Source organism: Diaphorobacter caeni, from assembly GCF_015354245.1.
GTDB lineage: Bacteria > Pseudomonadota > Gammaproteobacteria > Burkholderiales > Burkholderiaceae_C > Diaphorobacter_A > Diaphorobacter_A caeni.
Genome location: NZ_JADKYZ010000004.1, coordinates 421,004 through 440,255, shown reverse-complemented (window position 1 = coordinate 440,255; position 19,252 = coordinate 421,004). Strand labels below are relative to the sequence as shown.

At 63.6% G+C, this 19,252-nt stretch carries 18 protein-coding genes; 14 read left to right on the top strand and 4 right to left on the bottom strand.

Annotation, left to right across the window (positions count from 1 at the left end):
• Nucleotides 1-34: 34 nt before the first annotated feature.
• Nucleotides 35-463, bottom strand: coding sequence for a pyrimidine dimer DNA glycosylase/endonuclease V (locus ISG32_RS12770; RefSeq protein WP_194771378.1), 429 nt, complete (start codon nucleotides 461-463; stop codon nucleotides 35-37).
• Between the two features lie 172 nt (nucleotides 464-635).
• Here ISG32_RS12770 and ISG32_RS12765 point away from each other — a divergent pair, with 172 nt between their 5' ends.
• The 10 genes from ISG32_RS12765 (at nucleotide 636) to ISG32_RS12720 (ending at nucleotide 11,997) form a co-directional block, all read left to right on the top strand.
• Nucleotides 636-1,637, top strand: a complete 1,002-nt coding sequence (locus tag ISG32_RS12765; RefSeq protein WP_194771377.1) for an ABC transporter substrate-binding protein — start codon at nucleotides 636-638, stop codon at nucleotides 1,635-1,637.
• Complete coding sequence (locus ISG32_RS12760) at nucleotides 1,634-3,337, top strand: amidohydrolase (RefSeq protein ID WP_194771376.1); 1,704 nt, start codon at nucleotides 1,634-1,636, stop codon at nucleotides 3,335-3,337. Before ISG32_RS12765 ends, ISG32_RS12760 begins: the two co-directional genes overlap by 4 nt.
• The gene (locus tag ISG32_RS12755) at nucleotides 3,334-4,548 is read left to right on the top strand and encodes an acyl-CoA dehydrogenase family protein (RefSeq protein ID WP_194771375.1); all 1,215 of its coding nucleotides are present in this window, start codon (nucleotides 3,334-3,336) and stop codon (nucleotides 4,546-4,548) included. The genes ISG32_RS12760 and ISG32_RS12755 overlap by 4 nt, the downstream gene beginning before the upstream one ends.
• An 86-nt stretch (nucleotides 4,549-4,634) precedes the next feature.
• Nucleotides 4,635-5,777: an acyl-CoA dehydrogenase family protein gene (locus ISG32_RS12750; RefSeq protein ID WP_194771515.1), complete on the top strand. Its 1,143-nt coding sequence runs from the start codon at nucleotides 4,635-4,637 to the stop codon at nucleotides 5,775-5,777.
• Nucleotides 5,778-5,828: 51 nt separating this feature from the next.
• Nucleotides 5,829-6,836: an ABC transporter substrate-binding protein gene (locus ISG32_RS12745; protein ID WP_194771374.1), complete on the top strand. Its 1,008-nt coding sequence runs from the start codon at nucleotides 5,829-5,831 to the stop codon at nucleotides 6,834-6,836.
• 5 nt (nucleotides 6,837-6,841) lie between these two features.
• A complete protein-coding gene (locus ISG32_RS12740) occupies nucleotides 6,842-7,627 on the top strand; it encodes an ABC transporter ATP-binding protein (RefSeq protein ID WP_194771373.1) in 786 nt (261 codons plus the stop codon).
• The gene (locus ISG32_RS12735) at nucleotides 7,624-8,541 is read left to right on the top strand and encodes an ABC transporter permease (protein WP_194771372.1); all 918 of its coding nucleotides are present in this window, start codon (nucleotides 7,624-7,626) and stop codon (nucleotides 8,539-8,541) included. Before ISG32_RS12740 ends, ISG32_RS12735 begins: the two co-directional genes overlap by 4 nt.
• An 81-nt stretch (nucleotides 8,542-8,622) precedes the next feature.
• Nucleotides 8,623-9,894: a M20/M25/M40 family metallo-hydrolase gene (locus ISG32_RS12730; protein ID WP_194771371.1), complete on the top strand. Its 1,272-nt coding sequence runs from the start codon at nucleotides 8,623-8,625 to the stop codon at nucleotides 9,892-9,894.
• A gap of 123 nt (nucleotides 9,895-10,017) precedes the next feature.
• Entirely contained in the window at nucleotides 10,018-11,022 is a 1,005-nt protein-coding gene (locus ISG32_RS12725; RefSeq protein ID WP_194771370.1) for a Bug family tripartite tricarboxylate transporter substrate binding protein, read from the top strand.
• Nucleotides 11,023-11,127: 105 nt separating this feature from the next.
• A complete protein-coding gene (locus ISG32_RS12720) occupies nucleotides 11,128-11,997 on the top strand; it encodes a DUF6882 domain-containing protein (protein WP_194771369.1) in 870 nt (289 codons plus the stop codon).
• A 100-nt stretch (nucleotides 11,998-12,097) separates the two neighbouring features.
• On the opposite strand, the gene ISG32_RS12715 is transcribed toward ISG32_RS12720, so the two are convergent.
• Both ISG32_RS12715 and ISG32_RS12710 read right to left on the bottom strand, forming a co-directional pair.
• Complete coding sequence (locus ISG32_RS12715) at nucleotides 12,098-13,522, bottom strand: FAD-binding oxidoreductase (RefSeq protein WP_194771368.1); 1,425 nt, start codon at nucleotides 13,520-13,522, stop codon at nucleotides 12,098-12,100.
• A gap of 231 nt (nucleotides 13,523-13,753) precedes the next feature.
• Nucleotides 13,754-13,996: a hypothetical protein gene (locus ISG32_RS12710; RefSeq protein WP_194771527.1), complete on the bottom strand. Its 243-nt coding sequence runs from the start codon at nucleotides 13,994-13,996 to the stop codon at nucleotides 13,754-13,756.
• Between the two features lie 215 nt (nucleotides 13,997-14,211).
• On the opposite strand from ISG32_RS12710, the gene ISG32_RS12705 reads away from it, so the two are divergent.
• Together ISG32_RS12705 and ISG32_RS12700 are read left to right on the top strand one after the other, a co-directional pair.
• Entirely contained in the window at nucleotides 14,212-14,784 is a 573-nt protein-coding gene (locus ISG32_RS12705; RefSeq protein WP_194771367.1) for a cob(I)yrinic acid a,c-diamide adenosyltransferase, read from the top strand.
• A 37-nt stretch (nucleotides 14,785-14,821) separates the two neighbouring features.
• Nucleotides 14,822-15,739 (top strand): LysR substrate-binding domain-containing protein, encoded by a 918-nt coding sequence (locus ISG32_RS12700; protein WP_194771366.1) that lies wholly within the window; start codon nucleotides 14,822-14,824, stop codon nucleotides 15,737-15,739.
• A 17-nt stretch (nucleotides 15,740-15,756) separates the two neighbouring features.
• Here ISG32_RS12700 and ISG32_RS12695 read toward each other — a convergent pair whose 3' ends face one another.
• Complete coding sequence (locus ISG32_RS12695; RefSeq protein WP_194771365.1) at nucleotides 15,757-17,010, bottom strand: D-amino acid dehydrogenase; 1,254 nt, start codon at nucleotides 17,008-17,010, stop codon at nucleotides 15,757-15,759.
• A gap of 275 nt (nucleotides 17,011-17,285) precedes the next feature.
• Between ISG32_RS12695 and ISG32_RS12690 the strand changes: the two genes are divergently transcribed.
• Nucleotides 17,286-18,167, top strand: a complete 882-nt coding sequence (locus tag ISG32_RS12690) for a transporter substrate-binding domain-containing protein (RefSeq protein ID WP_194771364.1) — start codon at nucleotides 17,286-17,288, stop codon at nucleotides 18,165-18,167.
• Between the two features lie 36 nt (nucleotides 18,168-18,203).
• Entirely contained in the window at nucleotides 18,204-18,947 is a 744-nt protein-coding gene (locus ISG32_RS12685; protein ID WP_194771363.1) for an aspartate/glutamate racemase family protein, read from the top strand.
• The last annotated feature ends 305 nt before the right edge of the window (nucleotides 18,948-19,252 follow it).

The window sequence follows — 19,252 nt, the reverse complement described above, 5'->3', positions numbered from 1 at the left end:
GTCTTCTGATCGTGTGGAGATCGTCAATACGCTCTCAGGGGCGCTCCCAATCTGCAATCGGTCCTGGCTGCAGGTTGAACATCGGATGCAGCTCGGGCTCCGTCAGCAACGCGAGCTTTTCAAAATCCGCCGGGCTGCGCGTCTGCAGCTTTTTGCGCAGATGCTCCCACTCATATTCCAGTTGCCCGCTCGTCACCGTGATGACGGCGTTCGCGTCGGCCGCGTGGATCTTGCTGCCGTCAAACCGGTAGCCACGCCGCGTCGCTTCGGCATGCACGACCTGCAGATAGCGCGCGAGCGCGGCGGCGGGATCGGGCTGTTCCTTGAAGCGGTCGAGCTGCGGATGATTGCGGTAGCCCTTGGTCTCGCCACGCAGCACGGCCTGCGCGAGCAGCGCCTCGCGCCACAGCGCGACGAGGCCCTTGGCATCGAGATAACGGGGGTGCAGGGACCAGAGACGCACGGCAAGGAGGGGAAGAGTCGTGTGGACACGGGGAAAACGTATTTTCCACGCACGCGCATATACCTGCATTTCAAGCGCAATTAGGAACTATCCATATCCGGAATCCATCTTGGACTGCGCGCACCGCGGTTTCTAGACTTGGCCACTTTCCATTTTTGAATGGTGTTTCAGAATGAAGCGTCGCGATTTTCTAGCTGCTGGATCGGCTTTGGCCATGGGTTCTTCCGGATCGTGGGCCCAGCAACGCACACTGAATCCAGCGGTCTTTGCAGCCAGTGAAGGCCACAGCTGGGCAGTGCCTTTTGTGGCCGATGCGGAAAAGCTCTGGGCCAAGCAGGGGCTCAATGTCACGAGTCTGAGTTTCACCTCGGGTCGTCTTTCGGCCGAGGCTGCGCTGGCCGGCAAGGCGGATTTCGCCACAACCACAGACAGCGTGGTCGCACTGGCAGCGTTGCAGGGGCAGAAGATCAAGGTGTTTGCCGAGTTTGCCAATTCCTCCACCCAAATGCTGGTGGCCGCGCGTCGGGACAGAGGGGTGCTGCAGCCTGCAGATCTCCGCGGGAAAAAGCTGGCCACCATGTTCGGTACGGCGGGTCACTACTTCGTCAACCGCTATCTCGGTCAGCATGGACTGACGGCCAAGGATGTGACGGTGCTGAACTTGCGTCCACCTGAAATGATTTCCGCCCTGGCACAGGGGGGCATCGATGCGTTCGCGTGGGACTGGTGGGCTGCCGAGGACGCTGCAAGGGTCGAAGGCAATGGCAACGTGCACGTGCTGTCTTCGGCGGGCATCGACAAGGTCTTTCAGAGCCACTTCCTGCTGGTCACCAATGAGCAGACGGCTGACAGCAAGCCCGAGGTTCTACAGGCCGCCGTGCGCGCACTGATCGGTGCGGAGCAGGTATTGAATGCCGATGCGGAAAAGGGCGCCCAGATTCTGGCCGCGCGCACACGCGGTTCGCTCGAATCGTCACGCAACGGCTTGTCGCGCAACGCCACGCGTGTGCAGCTTTCGCCGCGCCTGCTCGATGACCTCGTGCTCGGCGGTCAATGGGCGATCTCCGAAAAGCTGGCGCAAGCCAACCCGGCCGAGCTGCGTCAGCTATACCGACAAGCCATTGATACGCGCGCCCTGAGCGCCGTGGCGGCCGATCGGGTGAAGCTGGCATGAGTGATGTGACTGCTCCCGAACTTGTGCTGGTGCGCGGCAACATCATCACCATGGACGCCGCGCAGCCGCGCGTCAGTGCTTTGGCGGTAGCGCGTGGTCGTATCGTTGCCATCGGAGACGATATGCAGATCCGTGCATTGGCCAGTGCCTCCACCAAGGTGGTCGACCTTGCCGGACGCACGGTCACGCCGGGCTTCATCGATGCGCATGCGCACATGGAGCGCGAAGGACTCAAGACCCTGCGGCCCACGCTCGCACATGCGAGGACCGTGAACGATGTGCTCGATGTCGTGCGCAGCGAAGCCGCGAACCGCCCCAAGGGCGAATGGATCATCACCATGCCGGTGGGGCAAGGGCCATACTACTTTGGCGGGCCGTCCAACCTTGCCGAAAAACGCATGCCCACGCGCTGGGAGCTGGATCAGGCCGCGCCCGATCACCCAGTCTACATTCCCGGTCTGTTTGGCAATTGGGGTGTTCCGCCCGGCTTCAGCGCTCTCAATTCGCTTGCACTGGCGCGCAACAACATCCTGCCAGGCACTTGCCCGACATGCCGTGGTATCGAGATTGAATTCGATGCGAATGGTGAACCCACGGGTGTCATCGTCGAGCACAACAAGCGCCCGATGCTGGAGTTTGATCTGCTCAGCAACGTGCCTGCGTTCTCGTTTGATGACCGCCTCGAAGGCTTGCGTCGTTCGCTCCCCATCTACCATGCCTTCGGCACCACCAGCATCTACGAAGGCCATGGCTCCGCTCCGCAGACGCTTGCCGTGTACCGGGCGCTGTGGCAGGAGCAAGCGCTGAGCATGCGTTCACGTCTGTGCGTGAGCCCCACCTGGGCCACGCCGGAAGAAGCGCGCATCACCATGCGCGACGCGCTGCCGTATGCCAGAGGGGTCGGATTGGGAGATGATTTTCTGCGCATCGGTGGCATCAACCTTGGCATGAACGGCGCTCCCGACGTGGCGGCCGCCTCGCGCAGGGCGCTGCCCAACACGGGCTGGGCCGGGTTCGTGGAATGGAACAATCCGCTGGAAGACTACGAGCGCTATGCGTTGCACGCAGCGGAGAACGACCTGCGAGTGCATTCGGTGATCAACACCCGGCTGTCCGATGTGCTTGACGTGTATGAGCGCGTCAATGCCCGCTTTCCGCTAGCTGGGCAGCGTTGGGTGATCGAGCATATCGGTAATGTGGAACGAGCGGACTATGCGCGCATCCGCAGGCTGGGCCTGCTCATCACCACGAATCCGCTCTACACCATCTGGAAGAACGGTGCGGCGCAACTCAACGAACCGGATGACGGCAACCATTACATGCCCGTGCGCTCGTTGATTGAGGACGGCTTTGCCGTCTCCGCTGGCAGCGACAACATTCCCGTGAACCCTTTCTATGCCGTGTGGACCTGCGTCACGCGCCGCGAGCGCACGAGCGGAAAAGTCATCGGTCCTGACCAACGTCTTGATCGCATGGATGCGCTGCGGATGATTACCTCGCATGGCGCCTGGCTGAGCTTCGAGGAAAACATCAAGGGCACACTCTCGCCCGGCAAGTATGCAGATATCGCCGTGCTCTCTGATGATCCGTTGACGGTGGAGGATGACGCGTTGCCCAACGTCCACGCGCTGCTCACGCTGGTGGGTGGAAAGCCGGTACATGGCGATCTGCAGGACTTTGCCCGGGGAGGTACCGCATGAGCGCCCCTTTCAATGATCTGCTTTTCAACCGTGACTTCAGCGTCCATACCGGGGTCGTCGAATCCGTCGCCACGCAACTGGCTGCCACGGCTGCCCAGCGCGACAAGTTGGGTGGCTCGGCGCTCAAGCAACGCCAGTTGTTGCGTGAAAGCGGTTTGCTCACATTGCTGGTGCCCAAGGAGTTCGGCGGACAGGGCGAAACGTGGCCTTTGATTTTGCGCATCGTGCGCCGGTTGGCTGCGGCTGATAGCTCCATGGCGCATTTGTTTGCTTTTCAGCATCTGCAAGTGGCGACTGTGCTGCTGTTCGGTACGCCAGAGCAGCAACGGAGCCTGCTCGCGAGCAGCGTTGAAAAACGCTGGTTCTGGGGCAACGCCACCAATGATCGCGACGTGCGTCTGCTGTTTGAAAAAACGGCGGAAGGGCATCAATTGGTCGGCCCGCGTTTTTTTTGTTCGGGCTCGGTGGACGCGGAAGCATTGATCGTCAATGTGCCACATCCGGCCATCAACGGTGCACGTCTTTTTCTGGCGGTGCCTGCAGATCGTCGAGGCGTGCGCGTTGGCGGCGATTGGGATGCGTTCGGCCAGCGCCAGACCGACAGCGGAAGTGTGTATTTCGAAGGCACGCCCGTGGAGCCTCTGGATCGGCTGGGCTGGCCAACGGACCAGCCACCGCTGCCGCGTCTGCCGCGGCATTCGCTGCGCTCCTGCATGGCGCAAGCCATCCTCACTGAAATCTATCTGGGCAACACAGAGGGCGCGCTGGAGGCCGCACGCGAGCATGTCACGCTGCGTGCGCGTCCGTGGCCTGGAACCGGCGCCGAGTCAGCATCCGAGGACGGCACGATTCAACTGCGCTTTGGAGAACACTGGATCGCGTATCGCGGTGCACGTCTGATTGCAGAGAGCGCGGCGCGATCACTGCAACAAGCTTGGTCGCGTGGCGATGCCTTGACGGCGCAGGAGCGTGCAACCGTGGCACTGGAAGTCGCTGAAGCGCGAGTGGCCTCGGCGCAAGCTGGATTGGCGGTCACCAGCGGACTGTTCGATCAGATGGGGGCCAACGCGACGGCTGGTGAGCTTGCTCTGGATCGCTACTGGCGCAATATCCGGGTGCACAGCCTGCACGATCCGCTGGATCTCAAGCGGCAGGTGCTTGGCAAATGGTTGCTGCGCGGCGAGGCTCCGCAGCCCTCCGGTTTCAGTTGAAGAAGGGCGGAGAATTTCCTGTGAGCCATCCAGCTTTCGTCTTTCAGACCCAACGGTCCAGGGACCTTGATGTCGCACTGGCCGCGATGGAGAGGCTCAAACGTGAATTGGCGCCCACTGCCGTTGCACGCGATGCGGCTGGCGGATCGGCACTGGCCGAGCGCCAAATGCTGCGCGACAGTGGCCTGCTGACGCTCGCCGTGCCACGCCAATGGGGTGGTCAGCAACTCGCGTGGCCCGACATCCTGCGGCTTGTGCGCAGCCTCGCCGAAGTGGACAGTTCGCTGGCCCATCTCTTCGGGTTCCAGCATCTGCAGGTGGCTTCCATACTGTTGTTCGGCTCGGGGGCGCAGCAGGAAAAGTATTTGCGGGCAACGGTGGATGAGCGCTGGTTCTGGGGGAACGCTGTCAATGCGCGCGATACGCGGCTCAGTGTGCAGAAATCAGGCGACGGATATGTGCTCGATGGCCTGAAGTCGTTCTGCTCTGGCGCTCGCGATTCGGATGTGCTCAATGTCTCTTTCACACTGGGTACCTCGCCCACGGAGCGCCGATTCGCGGTGGTTCCAACACATCGCGCGGGCATTCGCGTACGTGACGATTGGGACAACATGGGGCAGCGCCAGACCGACAGCGGCACCGTTGCATTCGATCAGGTCCTGATCGATCAGACGGATCTGCTGGGACCACCTGGCGTGGCGAGCAGCCCGCGCGCGACACTGCGCAATCTCATCGGGCAACTGGTCCTCACGGAAATCTATCTGGGCAACGCGCGCGGTGCACTGCAGTCCGCTGTGGCCTACATGTCCGAGCATGTTCAACCATGGGCGATGGCAGGCGTGGACAGCGCGGCTCAAGATCCGGTGATGCAGTTGCAGGCGGGCGATCAGTGGATTCAGCTCCAGACAGCCGAGGCACTGGCTGATCGTGCGCTGGAGCGATTTCAGCGCGCCTGGGATGCTGGCGATGCGCTCACCGCCGAGCAGCGCGGCGTACTGGCGCTTGATATTGCCGCTGCGCGCGTGCATGCAGGCCGCGTGGCCTTGCAAGTGACCTCCGAAATATTTGAGTTGACCGGGGCCCGGTCCACCGCGCGCAGACATGGCTTTGATCGCTATTGGCGCAACGTGCGCGTGCACACATTGCACGATCCATTGGACCACCGCAAGAAGGCGGTGGGACGTTGGCTGTTGACTGGTGAGATCCCGGATCCGTTCGGATACGGGTGAGTCTTCGATTCACTGCCTCAATTTTTCTAACCTGCTTCGCCGGAGACGCCGATGTCACTTCAAACACTTAACCGCCGCCAGTTCAGTCTGGGGTTGGGGCTTTCTGCGCTTTCGCTCGCCAGCGCCCATGCGACTGAACAAAAGGTAGTTATTGCCGAAAGCCAAGGCTTCAGCTGGGCGATTCCCTACCTGGTGTCCAGCAGGAATCTCTGGAAGAACCACGGAATCGAAGCCAGCACCCTGCAGTTCACTTCTGGCCGCCTGGCCTTTGATGCAGCCGTCGCAGGCAAGGCGCAGTTCGCCACTTCCACCGACAGCGTAGTGGGTCTGGCGGGGGCCAATGGCGTGCGCTCGTACATCGTGGCAGAGTTCACGAGACTGTCCAGCGGCATGGTCGTGGTGGCGCGCACTGATCGCGGCATCAGCACGCCCGCGCAGCTCAAAGGAAAGCGCATTGCGACCACGCTGGGCTCCAGCGGCCACTATTTTCTGAGCCGCTATCTCTCGTTGTATGGCCTTGCGCTCAAGGATGTGACGGTCGTGAACCTGCGTGGGCCGGATGCGGTCACCGCGATCACGCAAGGTGGCATCGATGCGTTTGCATGGGGCTGGGATGCCGGTCAGCAGGCGATTGAACAGAGTGCGGGCAAGGTAGTGCAGCTTCCGGCGCAAGGTCTGGAGCGTGTGTTCGTGAGTCACTACGTGCTCACTGCCAACGAAGAAGTAGTGCAGAAATCGCCCAAGGTGGTGGAGGGCGCAGTGAGGGCATTGCTGGATGCCGAAGCGTTCTATCGCGCGCGCACCGACGAGGCGATTGCGCTGGTGGCGCAGCGTACCAAGACGACCGCCGAGACCACACGCGAAGGACTTGCGAACGTGACGCTGGGAGTGCGCCTCGATGACCGCCTGCTCGATGACCTCGTGCTCAATGGCGAGTGGGCCGTCGAATCCGGTCTTGCGCAACGGCCCGCGCAGGATTTGCGCCAACTCTATCGCGGGCTGATTTATCCTGACGCGCTGCGTACGGCTGCGGCTGATCGCGTCACGTTGAGCAGGTGAGCGACATGTCGGACAACCAACAGATCGCTGCACGCGTTTACGATGTTTCCCAGCTCTATGCATCTGCATCGGGCGACATCCATTGGGCGCTGCGCGATGTCAGCCTGGACATTCGCGATGGCGAGTTCGTTTGTGCCATTGGCCCTAGCGGTTGCGGCAAGACCACGTTGCTGAACATGATCGCGGGCTTTCTCCAACCCACCCAGGGGACAGTTGAAGCACATGGCCAGACGGTGCGCGGCCCCGGGCCGGACCGCGGCGTGGTGTTTCAGGAATATGCGCTTTTCCCCTGGTTGTCTGCTCGAAGGAATGTTGAGTTCGGCTTGCGGCAGCATGGTGCGAGCCGCAAGGTGATGCATGAGAAAGCGCAGCAGTTGCTGGACCTCATCGGTCTCACGCATGCGGCTGATCGCTATCCGTTCGAGCTCTCGGGCGGCATGCGCCAGCGTGTGGCCGTGGCGCGTGCATTGGCGACCGAGCCACAACTGCTTTTGATGGATGAGCCCTTTGCGGCAATTGACGCACTTACCCGTGCCACCTTGCAGGACGAGCTGTTGCGCATCTGGCAGAAGCTTTCACTGTCGGTGTTCTTCATCACGCACAACATTGAGGAGGCCGTTTATCTCGCGCAGAGGGTGGTGGTGATGAGCCCGCACCCCGGGCGTATTGAAGAAATCGTCGAAATTGATATGCCATATCCCCGCAATCGCGGCGATGCCGCCTTTGGCGCGGCCTATGCGCGCATCAGCGAAGTGTTTGCCCGTGTGGGGCAGGAAGTGAATGTCGCATGAATACCTTGAGCTCGGCCGTACATCCAGCATCGTTTGCCACCGTGACTGACAGGAAGGCCCACGGGACGGAAGCTGCATCTTCGCGAAGCACTCAATATATCGAACAGGTTTTCATTGCGCGGGAGCAGTCCAGGCGCCGGGCGGCGCTCCGCGCGCACCTGCTGCTTGGAATCGCAGGGGTACTCCTGTTCCTGATGGTGTGGGAGTTGGCGCCGCGTCTGGTTCCGGGAGTCAACACCAAGATGTTTCCACCGCCGTCGCACATTGCCAAGGTATTTGCGGAGATGACCTGGGTTACTGGTGAAATCTGGCCACATGTGGGTGCGAGTCTGCTGCGTGCGCTGTGGGGCTTTCTCCTCGGGTCGAGCATGGGCATTGTCTTTGGCGTGCTGACGGGGCGCATCCGGTGGCTGCGCCAGTTGAGCGACCCGGTGGTGCATGGCCTGCGCGCGATTCCGGCGATCGCCATCGTGCCGCTGGCAATCGTGTGGTTTGGTTTGGGCGATGTCTCCAAGGTCATGCTGATCGCCTGGGGAACCTTCTTCCCCGTGTGGCTCAACACCTTCATTGGCGTGCGTGATCTTCCGCCGGTCTATCTGCGTTCTGCCGCCACATTGGGCGCCAGCCGTACGGCAACGGTGCTGCAGGTGGCTTTGCCGGCTGCTTTGCCATTCGTGTTTGCCGGACTGCGACACGCCACCTCGGTGGCCTTTGTCGTGGTGGTGGCAGCGGAACTGGTGGGTGCTGAAAAGGGGCTGGGCTACTTGATTTCGTTTGCCCACCTGGTGTTCCGTGTGGACATCATGTTTGTCGGTCTGATTTATCTGGGTGCCATTGGCTTTCTGGCGGATCAGTTGTTCGCGTGGCTACTGCATCGGCTGTTTCCTTGGTACGGCGCGGAGGCCCGCCGTTAGGGCCAACGGCTGCGTATTGCTGGTAACCTTGCAGCGCCCTTCGGGCATGACCCCCCAGCTTCAAGAAAAAAGGAACCGACAATGCGTAGCCGTCTTTCCGTTTTGTTCACCGCACTGGCCACCGCCGCATTCGCCGCGCAGGCCGCACCGCAGGCCGATGTCCACGATCTTGCGCAGAAGCAGCAGCAGCCTTATCTCGATACGCTCAAGGACCTCGTGCACATCGAATCCGGCAGCAAGGACATCGAGGGCACGAAGCAGATCGCCGACTACGTCGCGGGCAAGCTGCACGCGCTCGGCGGCAAGGTGGAGATCCTGTCCGCCACCAATGTCTATCGGCTTGACGACACGCCCGAGCAGATCGGCCCGATGGTGCATGCCGAGTTCAAGGGCAAGGGCCAAAGCCGCATCATGATGATCGCGCACATGGACACGGTGTACTTGAAGGGCATGCTCAAGGACCAGCCGTTTCGCGTTGATGGCGACAAGGCTTACGGCCTCGGCATCGCCGACGACAAGCAGGGCGTGGCGCTGATCATCCACGCGATCGATCTGATCAAGAAGCTCGGCTACGACGACTACGGCACGCTCACCGTCCTGATGAACAGCGACGAGGAAATCAGCTCTCCCGCCGCACGCAGCACCATCGTGCGTCTGGGTGCGGAGCAGGATGCCGTGTTCTCGTTCGAAGGAGGCGGCACTGACGGCAGCCTGCGCCTTGCCACCAGCGGCATTGGAGCGGCTTATCTCAAGGTCACCGGCAAGGCGTCGCACGCGGGCGCCAAGCCCGAGGATGGCGTGAACGCGCTCTACGAGCTGTCGCACCAGGTGCTGCAGATGAAGGATCTGTCGTCCAAGCCCGAAGAGGGTTTGAAGCTCAACTGGACCGTGTCCAAGTCGGGCTCCAACCGCAATGTCGTGCCCGCCGAGGCGACGGCCCAGGCCGATGCGCGTGCGCTCAAGGTGGCCGATTTCACCGCGCTTGAGCAGGCGATGAGCGAGAAGGTCAAGAACAAGCTTCTGCTCGATTCCAAGGTCGAGCTCAAGTTCGAAGTGCGCCGTCCGCCGCTTGAGGCCAATGATGCGGGCCGGGCCTTCGCCAAGCATGCCCAGAGCATCTACGACAAGGAACTGCAGCTGCCGATGAAGGTGATGGACAAGGCCAGCGGCGGCGGCACCGATGCGGCGTTCGCGGCGCTCAAGGCCAAGGGGGGCGTGATCGAGGGCTTTGGTCTGTCGGGCTATGGCGCGCATTCGAACAACGCCGAATACGTGCAGATCAACACCATCGTTCCACGCCTGTATCTGACGGCTCGGATGATCCAGGACATCTCGTCCGGCAAGGCGAAGTAAAGGTCGGTCCTGTCCCTGTCCGCAGGGGCAAACCCGCAATCGAAATCGCGCGCTCTCGCCCTATAGTGACCGTCACGCCTCGTCTTGGCAAGGCGGCTCACAACACAGGCAAGGAGACACGCAATGCATTCGAGTTATCGGGGGCCGAGTCGCCGCCGCGCCGCCGCGGCCATCGCTGCGGGCGGCCTTTTGGCCACTATGGGGCTGGGCTCCGCCGCGCAGGCGGCTGCGGACTATCCAACCAAACCGGTGCGCATCATCGTGGGGTTCTCGGCCGGTGGCACCACCGATGTGGTCGCTCGCATTCTGGCCAAGGAACTCACGCAGGCGCTCGGCCAGCCGTTCGTGGTGGAAAACAAGCCCGGCGGCGGCAGCAACATCGCCACCGAACAGGTGATGGCCTCGCCCGCCGACGGCTACACGCTGCTGTGCGTGGCGGTCACCAGCGCGATCAACCAGACGCTGTATCCCAAGGCCAAGTTCGACCTGAACCGCGACTTCGAGGCGGTGGTGCTCGGCGCCAAGGTGCCGAACATTCTGGTGGTCAACAACAACGTGCCCGCCAAGAACGTGAAGGAACTCATCGAATGGGCGCGCACCAACGGCGACAAGGCGGCCTACGCGTCGTCCGGCAGCGGCACGTCGATCCACATGGCGGGCGAGATGTTCAAGGTGCGCACGGGCCTCAAGACCCAGCACGTGCCCTACAAAGGCAGCGCGCCGGCGCTCACCGATCTCATCGGCGGGCAGGTGCATTTCATGTTCGACAACATGCCCTCCGCATGGCCGCAGGTGCAGGGTGGCAAGCTGCGCGCGCTGGCGGTGACGACCAAGACCCGGTCGCCCTCCGCGCCCGATGTGCCGACCATGGAGGAAAGCGGTGTGGCGCCGTTCGACGTGAGCTCGTGGTTCGGCCTGATTGCGCCCAAGGGCACGCCCAAGGACGTGGTCGAGAAGATCAACAGGGCGGTGAACGCGGCCTTTGACAAGCCCGAAGTGAAGGAGTCCTACCTCAAGCTCGGCGCCGTGGCGGAGCACAACACGCCGCAGCAGTACAGCCAGTTCATCAAGAACGAGGTGACCAGCTGGGCTCCGGTGGTCAAGGCGTCGGGCGCGACCGTCGATTGACGGGGGAGTTCCGAGTCGTCGCCAAGGCAGCGGGATGGCGCAGCCGTTTCCCCAAGGGGAGCGTGTGCGGCATGATGTGCGCTTTCTCGCAGCCACTGAGAACCCATGTCCAACGCACACACCCATTCCTTCGACGAAGCCGACTGGCCGTTTGACGAGCCGGTGAGCACCGCCACGTTCACCACGCGGCATGTGATGGACGGATCGCTGCCGGTGCTGGAGGTGTTCCACGACCATGATGGCGAGTGGCAGTTTCTGTGCGGCACCACGACGGAGTCGGCCGATGTGAAGCTGGTCTGCATGGGCTGCGTGCTCGAGCGCGATGCCTCGCTGTTCGGGCTGGCGGATCTGCCGCCGGGTTGGTGCGCGGACCGCGCGGCGCCGGGCGAACCCTGGATCCGCGACGTGTTTGCGCAGGAGGACGACGAGGAAGAGGACGACGAAGACGAAGGCGAAGAAGAGGGCGTTGAACGCGGCGAGGGCTTCACTCGCATGTCGGCGGCCGATTTCGAATCCTTTGTCGACATCGCCGTGGACGAGCTCAGTAGCAAGCAGGACGCGCTGATCTCGGAGCATGGCTTCGGCGGCTTTGCGCGCTGGTACTTCGATCAGGCGAGCGAGAAGCTCGAGATGTTCGATGAGGAAGACCGCAAGCTGTTCGAGGCCGACGTGATCGACATCGGCAGTTATTCAAGCAGCTCCGGCACATGGAAATGGGCGTGGAGCAACGAGTCCGTGCTGCCAGCATTGCGCGAAAAATCGGCGGTGTTGAAGGCGCTTGAACGCACCACCGGTCGCCGCATGTTCATCGTGCCCGAGGCGTTCAAGCTCGACGAGGAATGCATGGCGTGGGAGCTGGCGGCGCTCTGCGTGCAGCAGCTGCGCGCCATGGGCGTCTATCGCGCGCCCGACTCCGCCGGGCGGCTCAACAACTTTCTCGCGATCATCGCCGTGCGGCCTGCGGCCGCCGCATGATTCCTGGGTCCGTTACCCCTGCGCGGCGCATGAAACCGGCGCAGCCAGGCGAGAGCAGCCGCACAAGGGGAAGGCGCGAAGCGACGCAGGGGGCGTTTCCTCACATCGCGAAGATCTTGCCCGGATTGAGGATGTTCTTCGGGTCCAGTGCCTGTTTGATGGTGCGCATCATGTCCACCGCGCCCGCGCCGGTTTCCTCGAGCAGAAAGCCCATCTTGTGGATGCCGATGCCGTGCTCGCCGGTGCAGGTGCCGCCCAGCGCGATCGTGCGTGCGACGAGCTGGTGGTTGAGCGCTTCGGCCTTCACGCGTTCTTCGGGGATGTCGGGATCGATCAGGTAGCCGAAGTGGAAATTGCCGTCGCCCACATGGCCGACGAGGAAGTAGGGGATGCCACTGTCGTCGGCTTCCTTGACGGAGTCGAGCAGCGCGTCGGCCAGGCGGCTGATGGGCACGCAGGTGTCGGTGCTGATGGCGCGGCAGCCGGGGCGCGACTGCACGGCCGCGAAGTAGGCGTTGTGGCGGGCGGTCCACAGGCGCGTGCGCTCCTCGGGCGTGGTCGCCCATTCGAACGACTGGCCGCCCCATTCGCTCGCGAGTTCCTGCACGGTTTCGGCCTGCTCTTTCACGCCGGCGGGCGAGCCGTGGAATTCCATCAGCAGCATCGGTTCCTCGCGCAGCGTGAGCTTGCTGTGCGCGTTCACCATGCGCACCGAGTTGGCGTCGATGAGCTCCACGCGCGCGATCGGCACGCCGAGCTGGATGGTCTGGATCACGGTGCGCACGGCCGCCTCGATGCTCGGGAACGAGCAGATCGCGGCGCTCACCGCTTCGGGCAGCGGATAGAGGCGCACCGTGATCTCGGTGAAGATGCCGAGCGTGCCCTCGCTGCCCACGAGCAGGCGCGTGAGGTCGTAGCCCGCGGCGCTCTTCTTGGCGCGCGTGCCGGTGCGGATCACTTCGCCGCTGGCGGTGACCACTTCAAGCGCCAGCACGTTCTCGCGCATCGTGCCGTAGCGCACGGCGTTGGTGCCGCTCGCGCGCGTCGACGACATGCCGCCGATGCTCGCGTCCGCACCCGGATCGATGGGGAAGAACAGCCCCGTGTCCTTGATCGCGTCGTTGAGCTGCTTGCGCGTGATGCCCGGCTGCACGGTGACGGTGAGGTCATCGGCGTCGATGGAGAGAATCCTGTTCATGCGGCTCACGTCGATGCTGATGCCGCCCTGGATGGCGAGCAGGTGGCCTTCGAGCGACGAGCCTGCGCCGTAGGGAATCACCGGCACGTCGTATTGCGACGCGAGCTTGACCGCATCGGCCACGTCCTGCGTGCTTTCTGCAAACACCACGGCCGATGGGGGAGGGGCCTGCAGCGAGCCTTCATCGCGGCCATGCTGCTCGCGCACCGCCTGCGAGGCGGAAAAGCGCTCTCCAAAGCGCGCCGCCAGCGCATCCAGAAAGGCCTGCGGCACGGGGCGCAATTGCACGGTGGGCAGCAGGTGGGTGGCATCGGTGGGGGCGTTCATGGGATCTCCGGAGACTGTCAGGACTGAGCCTCGCATTTTAGTTTTGCGCAGCGCCCCCGATCTCCGTGCAAAACCCTATCCGCAGCGGCATGGTCAGAAACACAAAAAACCCGCTCGTGCCCTGGAGTACAGCACGAACGGGTTTTTATCCGGACGGCAGAAAGAACCACTCTACCTGTATTCTGCCGCCGGAGGGACGGGGTGGTCCGCGTCGTTGCGCGGGTGGCTGGATCAACGGATCGAGCCGGTGTGCTGTTTGTTGACGGTGGCAGTGGCGGCGGTGTTTGCGGCCTGGTCCGTCCTGCGCGACGGGAGCTTGCTCAGCGTCCGCGTCGACTTGGCGCTGGACGCCGCCGCCGTGCCGCCGACCACTTCCTGGGGCTGGATCCGCGACTGCGCGGAGCGGGTGGTCTGTGTGGACGGGTTCTGGGCCTGCACCGCTGCCCCCGTGACGGTGAGAGCTGCGAAAAGCATGACACTTCGGGCGTCAAACCAAGTGCTAGGCATGCGGCGTTGCTTCGACTGATTCATGGTCTGTAACTCCAAAAGGTTGTTGAACTGGGCTCTATTGCATCGCAACATCGGCGCTCGATCCAGCACTTTTGCCCGCTGTTGCTCGCCTCCTCATTTGGGTCCTTGATGTAAAGCACAATGGAGAACTTGCGCAGACAACTAGGAGAAAACATCCCATGGGTAACCGTTTGACACAGATTGCGACACGCACCGGCGACGATGGCACCACGGGGCTGGGGGACAACACCCGCGTCTCGAAGAACAGCGGCCGTCCGCACGCCATGGGGGATGTGGACGAGCTCAACTCGCACATCGGCCTGCTGCTCTGCGAAGACCTGCCCGCCGACGTGCGCGAACTGCTGGGCGATGTGCAGCACCAGCTCTTCAATCTCGGCGGCGAGCTGTCGATTCCGGGCTTCGAGCTGCTCAAGGACGATGGCCTGCTGCAGCTCGACAACGCGCTCGCGCACTACAACGCGCAGCTGCCGCGCCTGCAGGAATTCATTCTGCCGGCGGGCACGCGCGCCGCGTCGCAGGCCCATGTCTGCCGCACCGTGGCGCGCCGCGCGGAACGTGCCGTGGTGGCGCTGCAGGACAGCGAGAACATGCGCTCCGCACCGCGCCAGTATCTGAACCGGCTGTCCGATCTGCTGTTCGTGCTGGCCCGCGTGCTCAATCGCGTGGACGGCGGCGATGATGTGTATTGGAAAAGCGAACGTCTCGCGCGCGCGGCCGCGCAGGACGAGTGACATCGCCGCGAGCGACTGAAACGCGGAACTGACGGCCATGCGACTGCGGCACATCGAGGTCTTCAACGCGATCATGCAGACTGGCAGCGTGAGCGCGGCCGCGCGCCTCATCAACGTGACGCAGCCCGCCGTCAGCCGCACGCTGCAGCATGCCGAGCTGCAGCTCGGGTTTGCGCTGTTCCAGCGCGCTCGCGGGCGGCTCACGCCCACCAACGAGGCGCTGGCGCTGTTCCCGCACATCGAAAAACTGTTCGAGCAGCTCGACGAGGTCCAGCGCCTCGCCGCCAACCTGCGCCATGGCCAGGCGGCGGACCAGCTCACCGTGCTGACCGTGTTCGCCTTGAGCCGCGACGTGCTACCGCGCGCGGTGGCAGGCTTTCGCGCGAAATATCCACAGGTGCAGGTTCATGTGCAGGCGCTGCACACGCCGCAGGTGGTCTCCGGTCTGCTGCTGCAGGAAGCCGATGTGGGCTTCGTGATCAGCTCGGTGCGTCAGGCCGCGCTCGAGCATGAGACGCTGGCCGAGGTCGACATCCAATGCGTCGTGCCCAAAGGCCTGATCGCGCCGCACCGCATGCGGCCCGAGGGGCTTGCGCTGACCGATCTGGCGGACGTGCCGCTGGTCGGGCTGGACGGCAAGGACCCGCTGGGCGTGCGCATCCAGCAGGCCTGCCGCGAGCACGGCGTGGGGCTGTCTCCGGTGGTCACGGTGCAGACGTATCACGCGGCGCTGTCGATGGCGGAGTACGGCCTCGGAGCGGCGATCGTCGATGGCTGCACGGCCGCTGCAGCCGATCTGGCCAAGGTGCACGTCGTGCCGCTGCTGCCGCACATCACCGTCGGCGTGAACGCGCTGCATCTCGCGCAGCGGCCGGGTTCGGTGCTTGCCCGCGCGATGACGCAGGAAATGCGCCGCGCGCTGCGCGAAACGCTGAGCGGCGCGGGCTTGCGTTGAACTGAAGGCCGCCGGATTCAGGCCAGGCGGATCTGCTCGCGCAGCTCGGCCGCCGATCCGAAGGCCAGCGTGAGTCCAAGCGCGCCATGCCCCGTCTGCATCCACAGGTTGCTTGGCCCGCCGCGCTGGCGTCCGGTGATCGGCAGGCCCCTCGGCGTGGCGGGGCGCATGCCGGTCCAGGGCTGCAGATCGCCCTGCAGTGGCAATTGCGGAAACACCTCGCGCGTCGATGTGGCGAGGCTGCGGATGCGCTCCGGCTCGAGGCGTGTGTCGCGGCCCACGATCTCCACCATGCCGGCGACCCGCACGCGGTCGCCAAGGCGCGCGAAGACCACCTTGCGCGCGGTGTCCGTCACGCTCACGCTCGGCGCGGCGTCGGGTGACGTGGCCAGCGCATCGCTCGCATCGACGGTGATGCTGTAGCCCTTGAGCGGATAGACCGGAATCTGCACGCCCAGCGCGCGCGCCTGGATCGCGCTTTCCCAGCCGCTTGCGAGCACGAAGTGATCGGCGTGCAGCTCCTGCCCCGACGCCGTGCGCAGCGCGCGTATCGCGCCGCCCTGCACGTCGTAGCCTGCGGCCTGCGTGCCGTAGAGCAGCGTCGCGCCGCGCTCGACAAGCAGGGCGGACAGCTGCTGGCACAGCATGCGGCAGTCGGCCGCGCTTTCGCTGGGCGTGTGGACGGCGCCGGCGATGCGCGGTGCGTAGGCGTTCAGGGCGGGCTCGATGCGCGCCACCTCGCTCGCATCGACGATGCGCTGCGGTGCGCCACCCAGCTGTGCCTGCAGCGCGACCTGGCGCGCGGCGTCGTCGAGCCCCTGCTGAGACGCGAAGAGCACCAGCTTGCCGGGCGTGTGCTGATCGCAGTGCAGGGCATCGCGGTGCAGCGCGGATTCGAATTCGAGGCGGCTTCGCGCGGCCAGCGCCAGCAGCTGGCGCGTGCTGTCCCGTGAAGTCTCGCCGTTGCAGGCGCCCAGAAACTGCAGTCCCCAGGACCATTGGCGCGGATCGATCTGCGGGCGGAACTTGAGCGGCGAATCCTTCTCGAGCAGCAGCTTGGGCAGCATCTTCCAGATGCCGGGATCGGCCAGCGGCTGCACGTACGAATAGCTCAGCTGCGCGCCGTTGCCGCCGCTCGCGCCCGCCGCCGGTTGCGCCGCGCGCTCCACCAGCGTGATGCGGTGCCCCGCCTGCTGCAGAACATAGGCGCTCGCGAGGCCGACGATGCCTGCGCCGACGACGCAGATGTGCTTGGATTGCTCGGTTTTCATGACCGGACAACTGTAGTTCCACGGCCTGCCGGCGTCGCATGGCGATTTGCACATAGGGTATGCACTGATGTTATGGATCATCTGGATTACCCGTAGGTTTGTCGCCCTTTCCGGGTGCAGATTGCACCACGTTGCAGCGCAGGACGCGCAGCCTTGGTGATAACCCTTGAGGCCATAAACGCAGGGCATGGACTGGCGCGCAATTTGCATCCCACAAGCGGTGTGTCAGTCCATAAACTGGCCATCACTTCAACATCTTTACTTGGGGAGTCGGCATGAAATTTCGTTCCACTTTGCTGTGCGCGGCGCTGGGCCTGGGCTGTCTTGCAACGGCCCATGCGGACACCTTGGCCAAGGTGCGCGAGAACGGCTACATCACGCTTGCGTACCGCGAATCGTCCGTGCCCTTCAGCTACCTCGATGCCGGCAAGCGCGTGGGCATGACGGTGGAGATGTCCGAGACGATCGCCGACGCGGTCAAGAAGGCCGTGGGCAAACCGAATCTCGAAGTGAAGTGGCAGGCCGTGACCTCGCAGAACCGCATCCCGCTGCTGTCCAACGGCACCGTCGATCTGGAGTGCGGCTCGACCACCAACAACTCGGTGCGCGGCAAGGAAGTGGATTTCGCCATCAACCACTTCTACACCGGCACGCGCCTGCTGGTGAAGAAGAGCTCGGGCGTGAAGAACTATGCGGACCTCAAGGGCAAGACCGTGGCGATCACCTCCGGCACCACCAACCTGCAGGTGATGCGCAAGTACAGCGCCGACAAGGGGCTGGATCTCAACATCATCATGCCCAAGGACCATGCGGACGGCTTTCTGCAGGTGCAGGAGGACCGCGCGGTCGCGTTCGGCATGGACGACGTGCTGCTCTTCGGCCTGATGGCCAACGCCAAGAATCCCGGCGACTACGAGGTCGTTGCCGACGCGCTGCAGGTCGAGCCCTACGCCTGCATGGTGCGCAAGAACGATCCCGAGTTCAAGAAGCTCGTCGATGGCGTGATCGGCGGCATGATGAAGTCGGGCGCGTTCACCAAGCTCTACGACAAGTGGTTCATGCAGCCGATACCGCCGACCAACACGCCGCTGAACATGGGCATGAGCGACGACCTGAAGAAGAATCTGGTCGAGTTGAGCGACAAGCCAGCGAACTGATCCGGCCCTTTTTTCTCAACCCGAAGAGCGCTTCCCATGCTGGCCCCGCCGCAATCCGTTGGAATCCTGGGCGGCATGGGACCGGCGGCGGGTGCCGACTTCGTGCGCCTGTTCGTCGAGGCCTGTACCGACTATCTGCAGAGCCATGGCGAAGAGGTGCGCGACCAGTCGTTCCCCGAGCACTGGCTGGTGCAGATGCCGATCCCCGACCGCAGCATCGCCATCCAGCAGTCCGCAGCGGATGTGCAGGACCCCGCGCCGCATCTGCTGCAGGGTGTCGGCCGCCTGGCCGCGCTCGGCGTGCGCAGCGTGGCCGTGGCCTGCAACACGGCCCATGTCTGGCATGGGCAGATGCAGGCGCTGTTTCCGCAATTGAGCATCCTGCACATCGCCGAGGAAACCGCGCGCCACCTGCAGCGTCAGGGCGTGCAGCAGGCCATCCTGCTGGCGACGGCGGGAACGTACCGCACGGGCCTCTACGACCAGACGCTGCGCGCCCACGGCATCACGCCGCTGACGCCTGCGGACGACGGCGTCCAGCGGCTCATGCAGGGCATCTACGAGGGCGTCAAGCGTGGCGACCTCGACTTCGCCGCCCGTCGCTTCGGCGAGGTGCTCGCGCCGCTGCTGGATCGCCATGGGCCGCTGCCCGTCGTCATGGGCTGCACCGAGATCCCGCTCGCGCTGCCCCGGGCACGCGAGGCCGAGGGCGCGCTGCTGATCGATCCGTCACGCATCCTCGCGCAGGCGCTCGCCCGTCGTGCCTATGAAGCGCATTGAAGCGCGTCAAAGTGCGTTGAACTGCCGACGTTCGCGGACACGTTCCCGGGCTCTCAGGATCTGGAGAATGTGAATCAGGTTGTCTTGTTGGTGTTACAATCATCAACACTTAGAGACAAGTTGCATCGCTGAAATAGCGCGATCTTCCATCCCCTACCCAGAAGCGGAGCGCTTCTGCGGATCCCAAGCCAATCCCAGATTGGTATTCAAGCACAAAAGCCCCTGAAAGCTGTGTCAGTTAATGCACAGGTAAAGCGCTCTGAATTTGTTGCAAAAAACATCATTTGTATCCAATCAATACAATA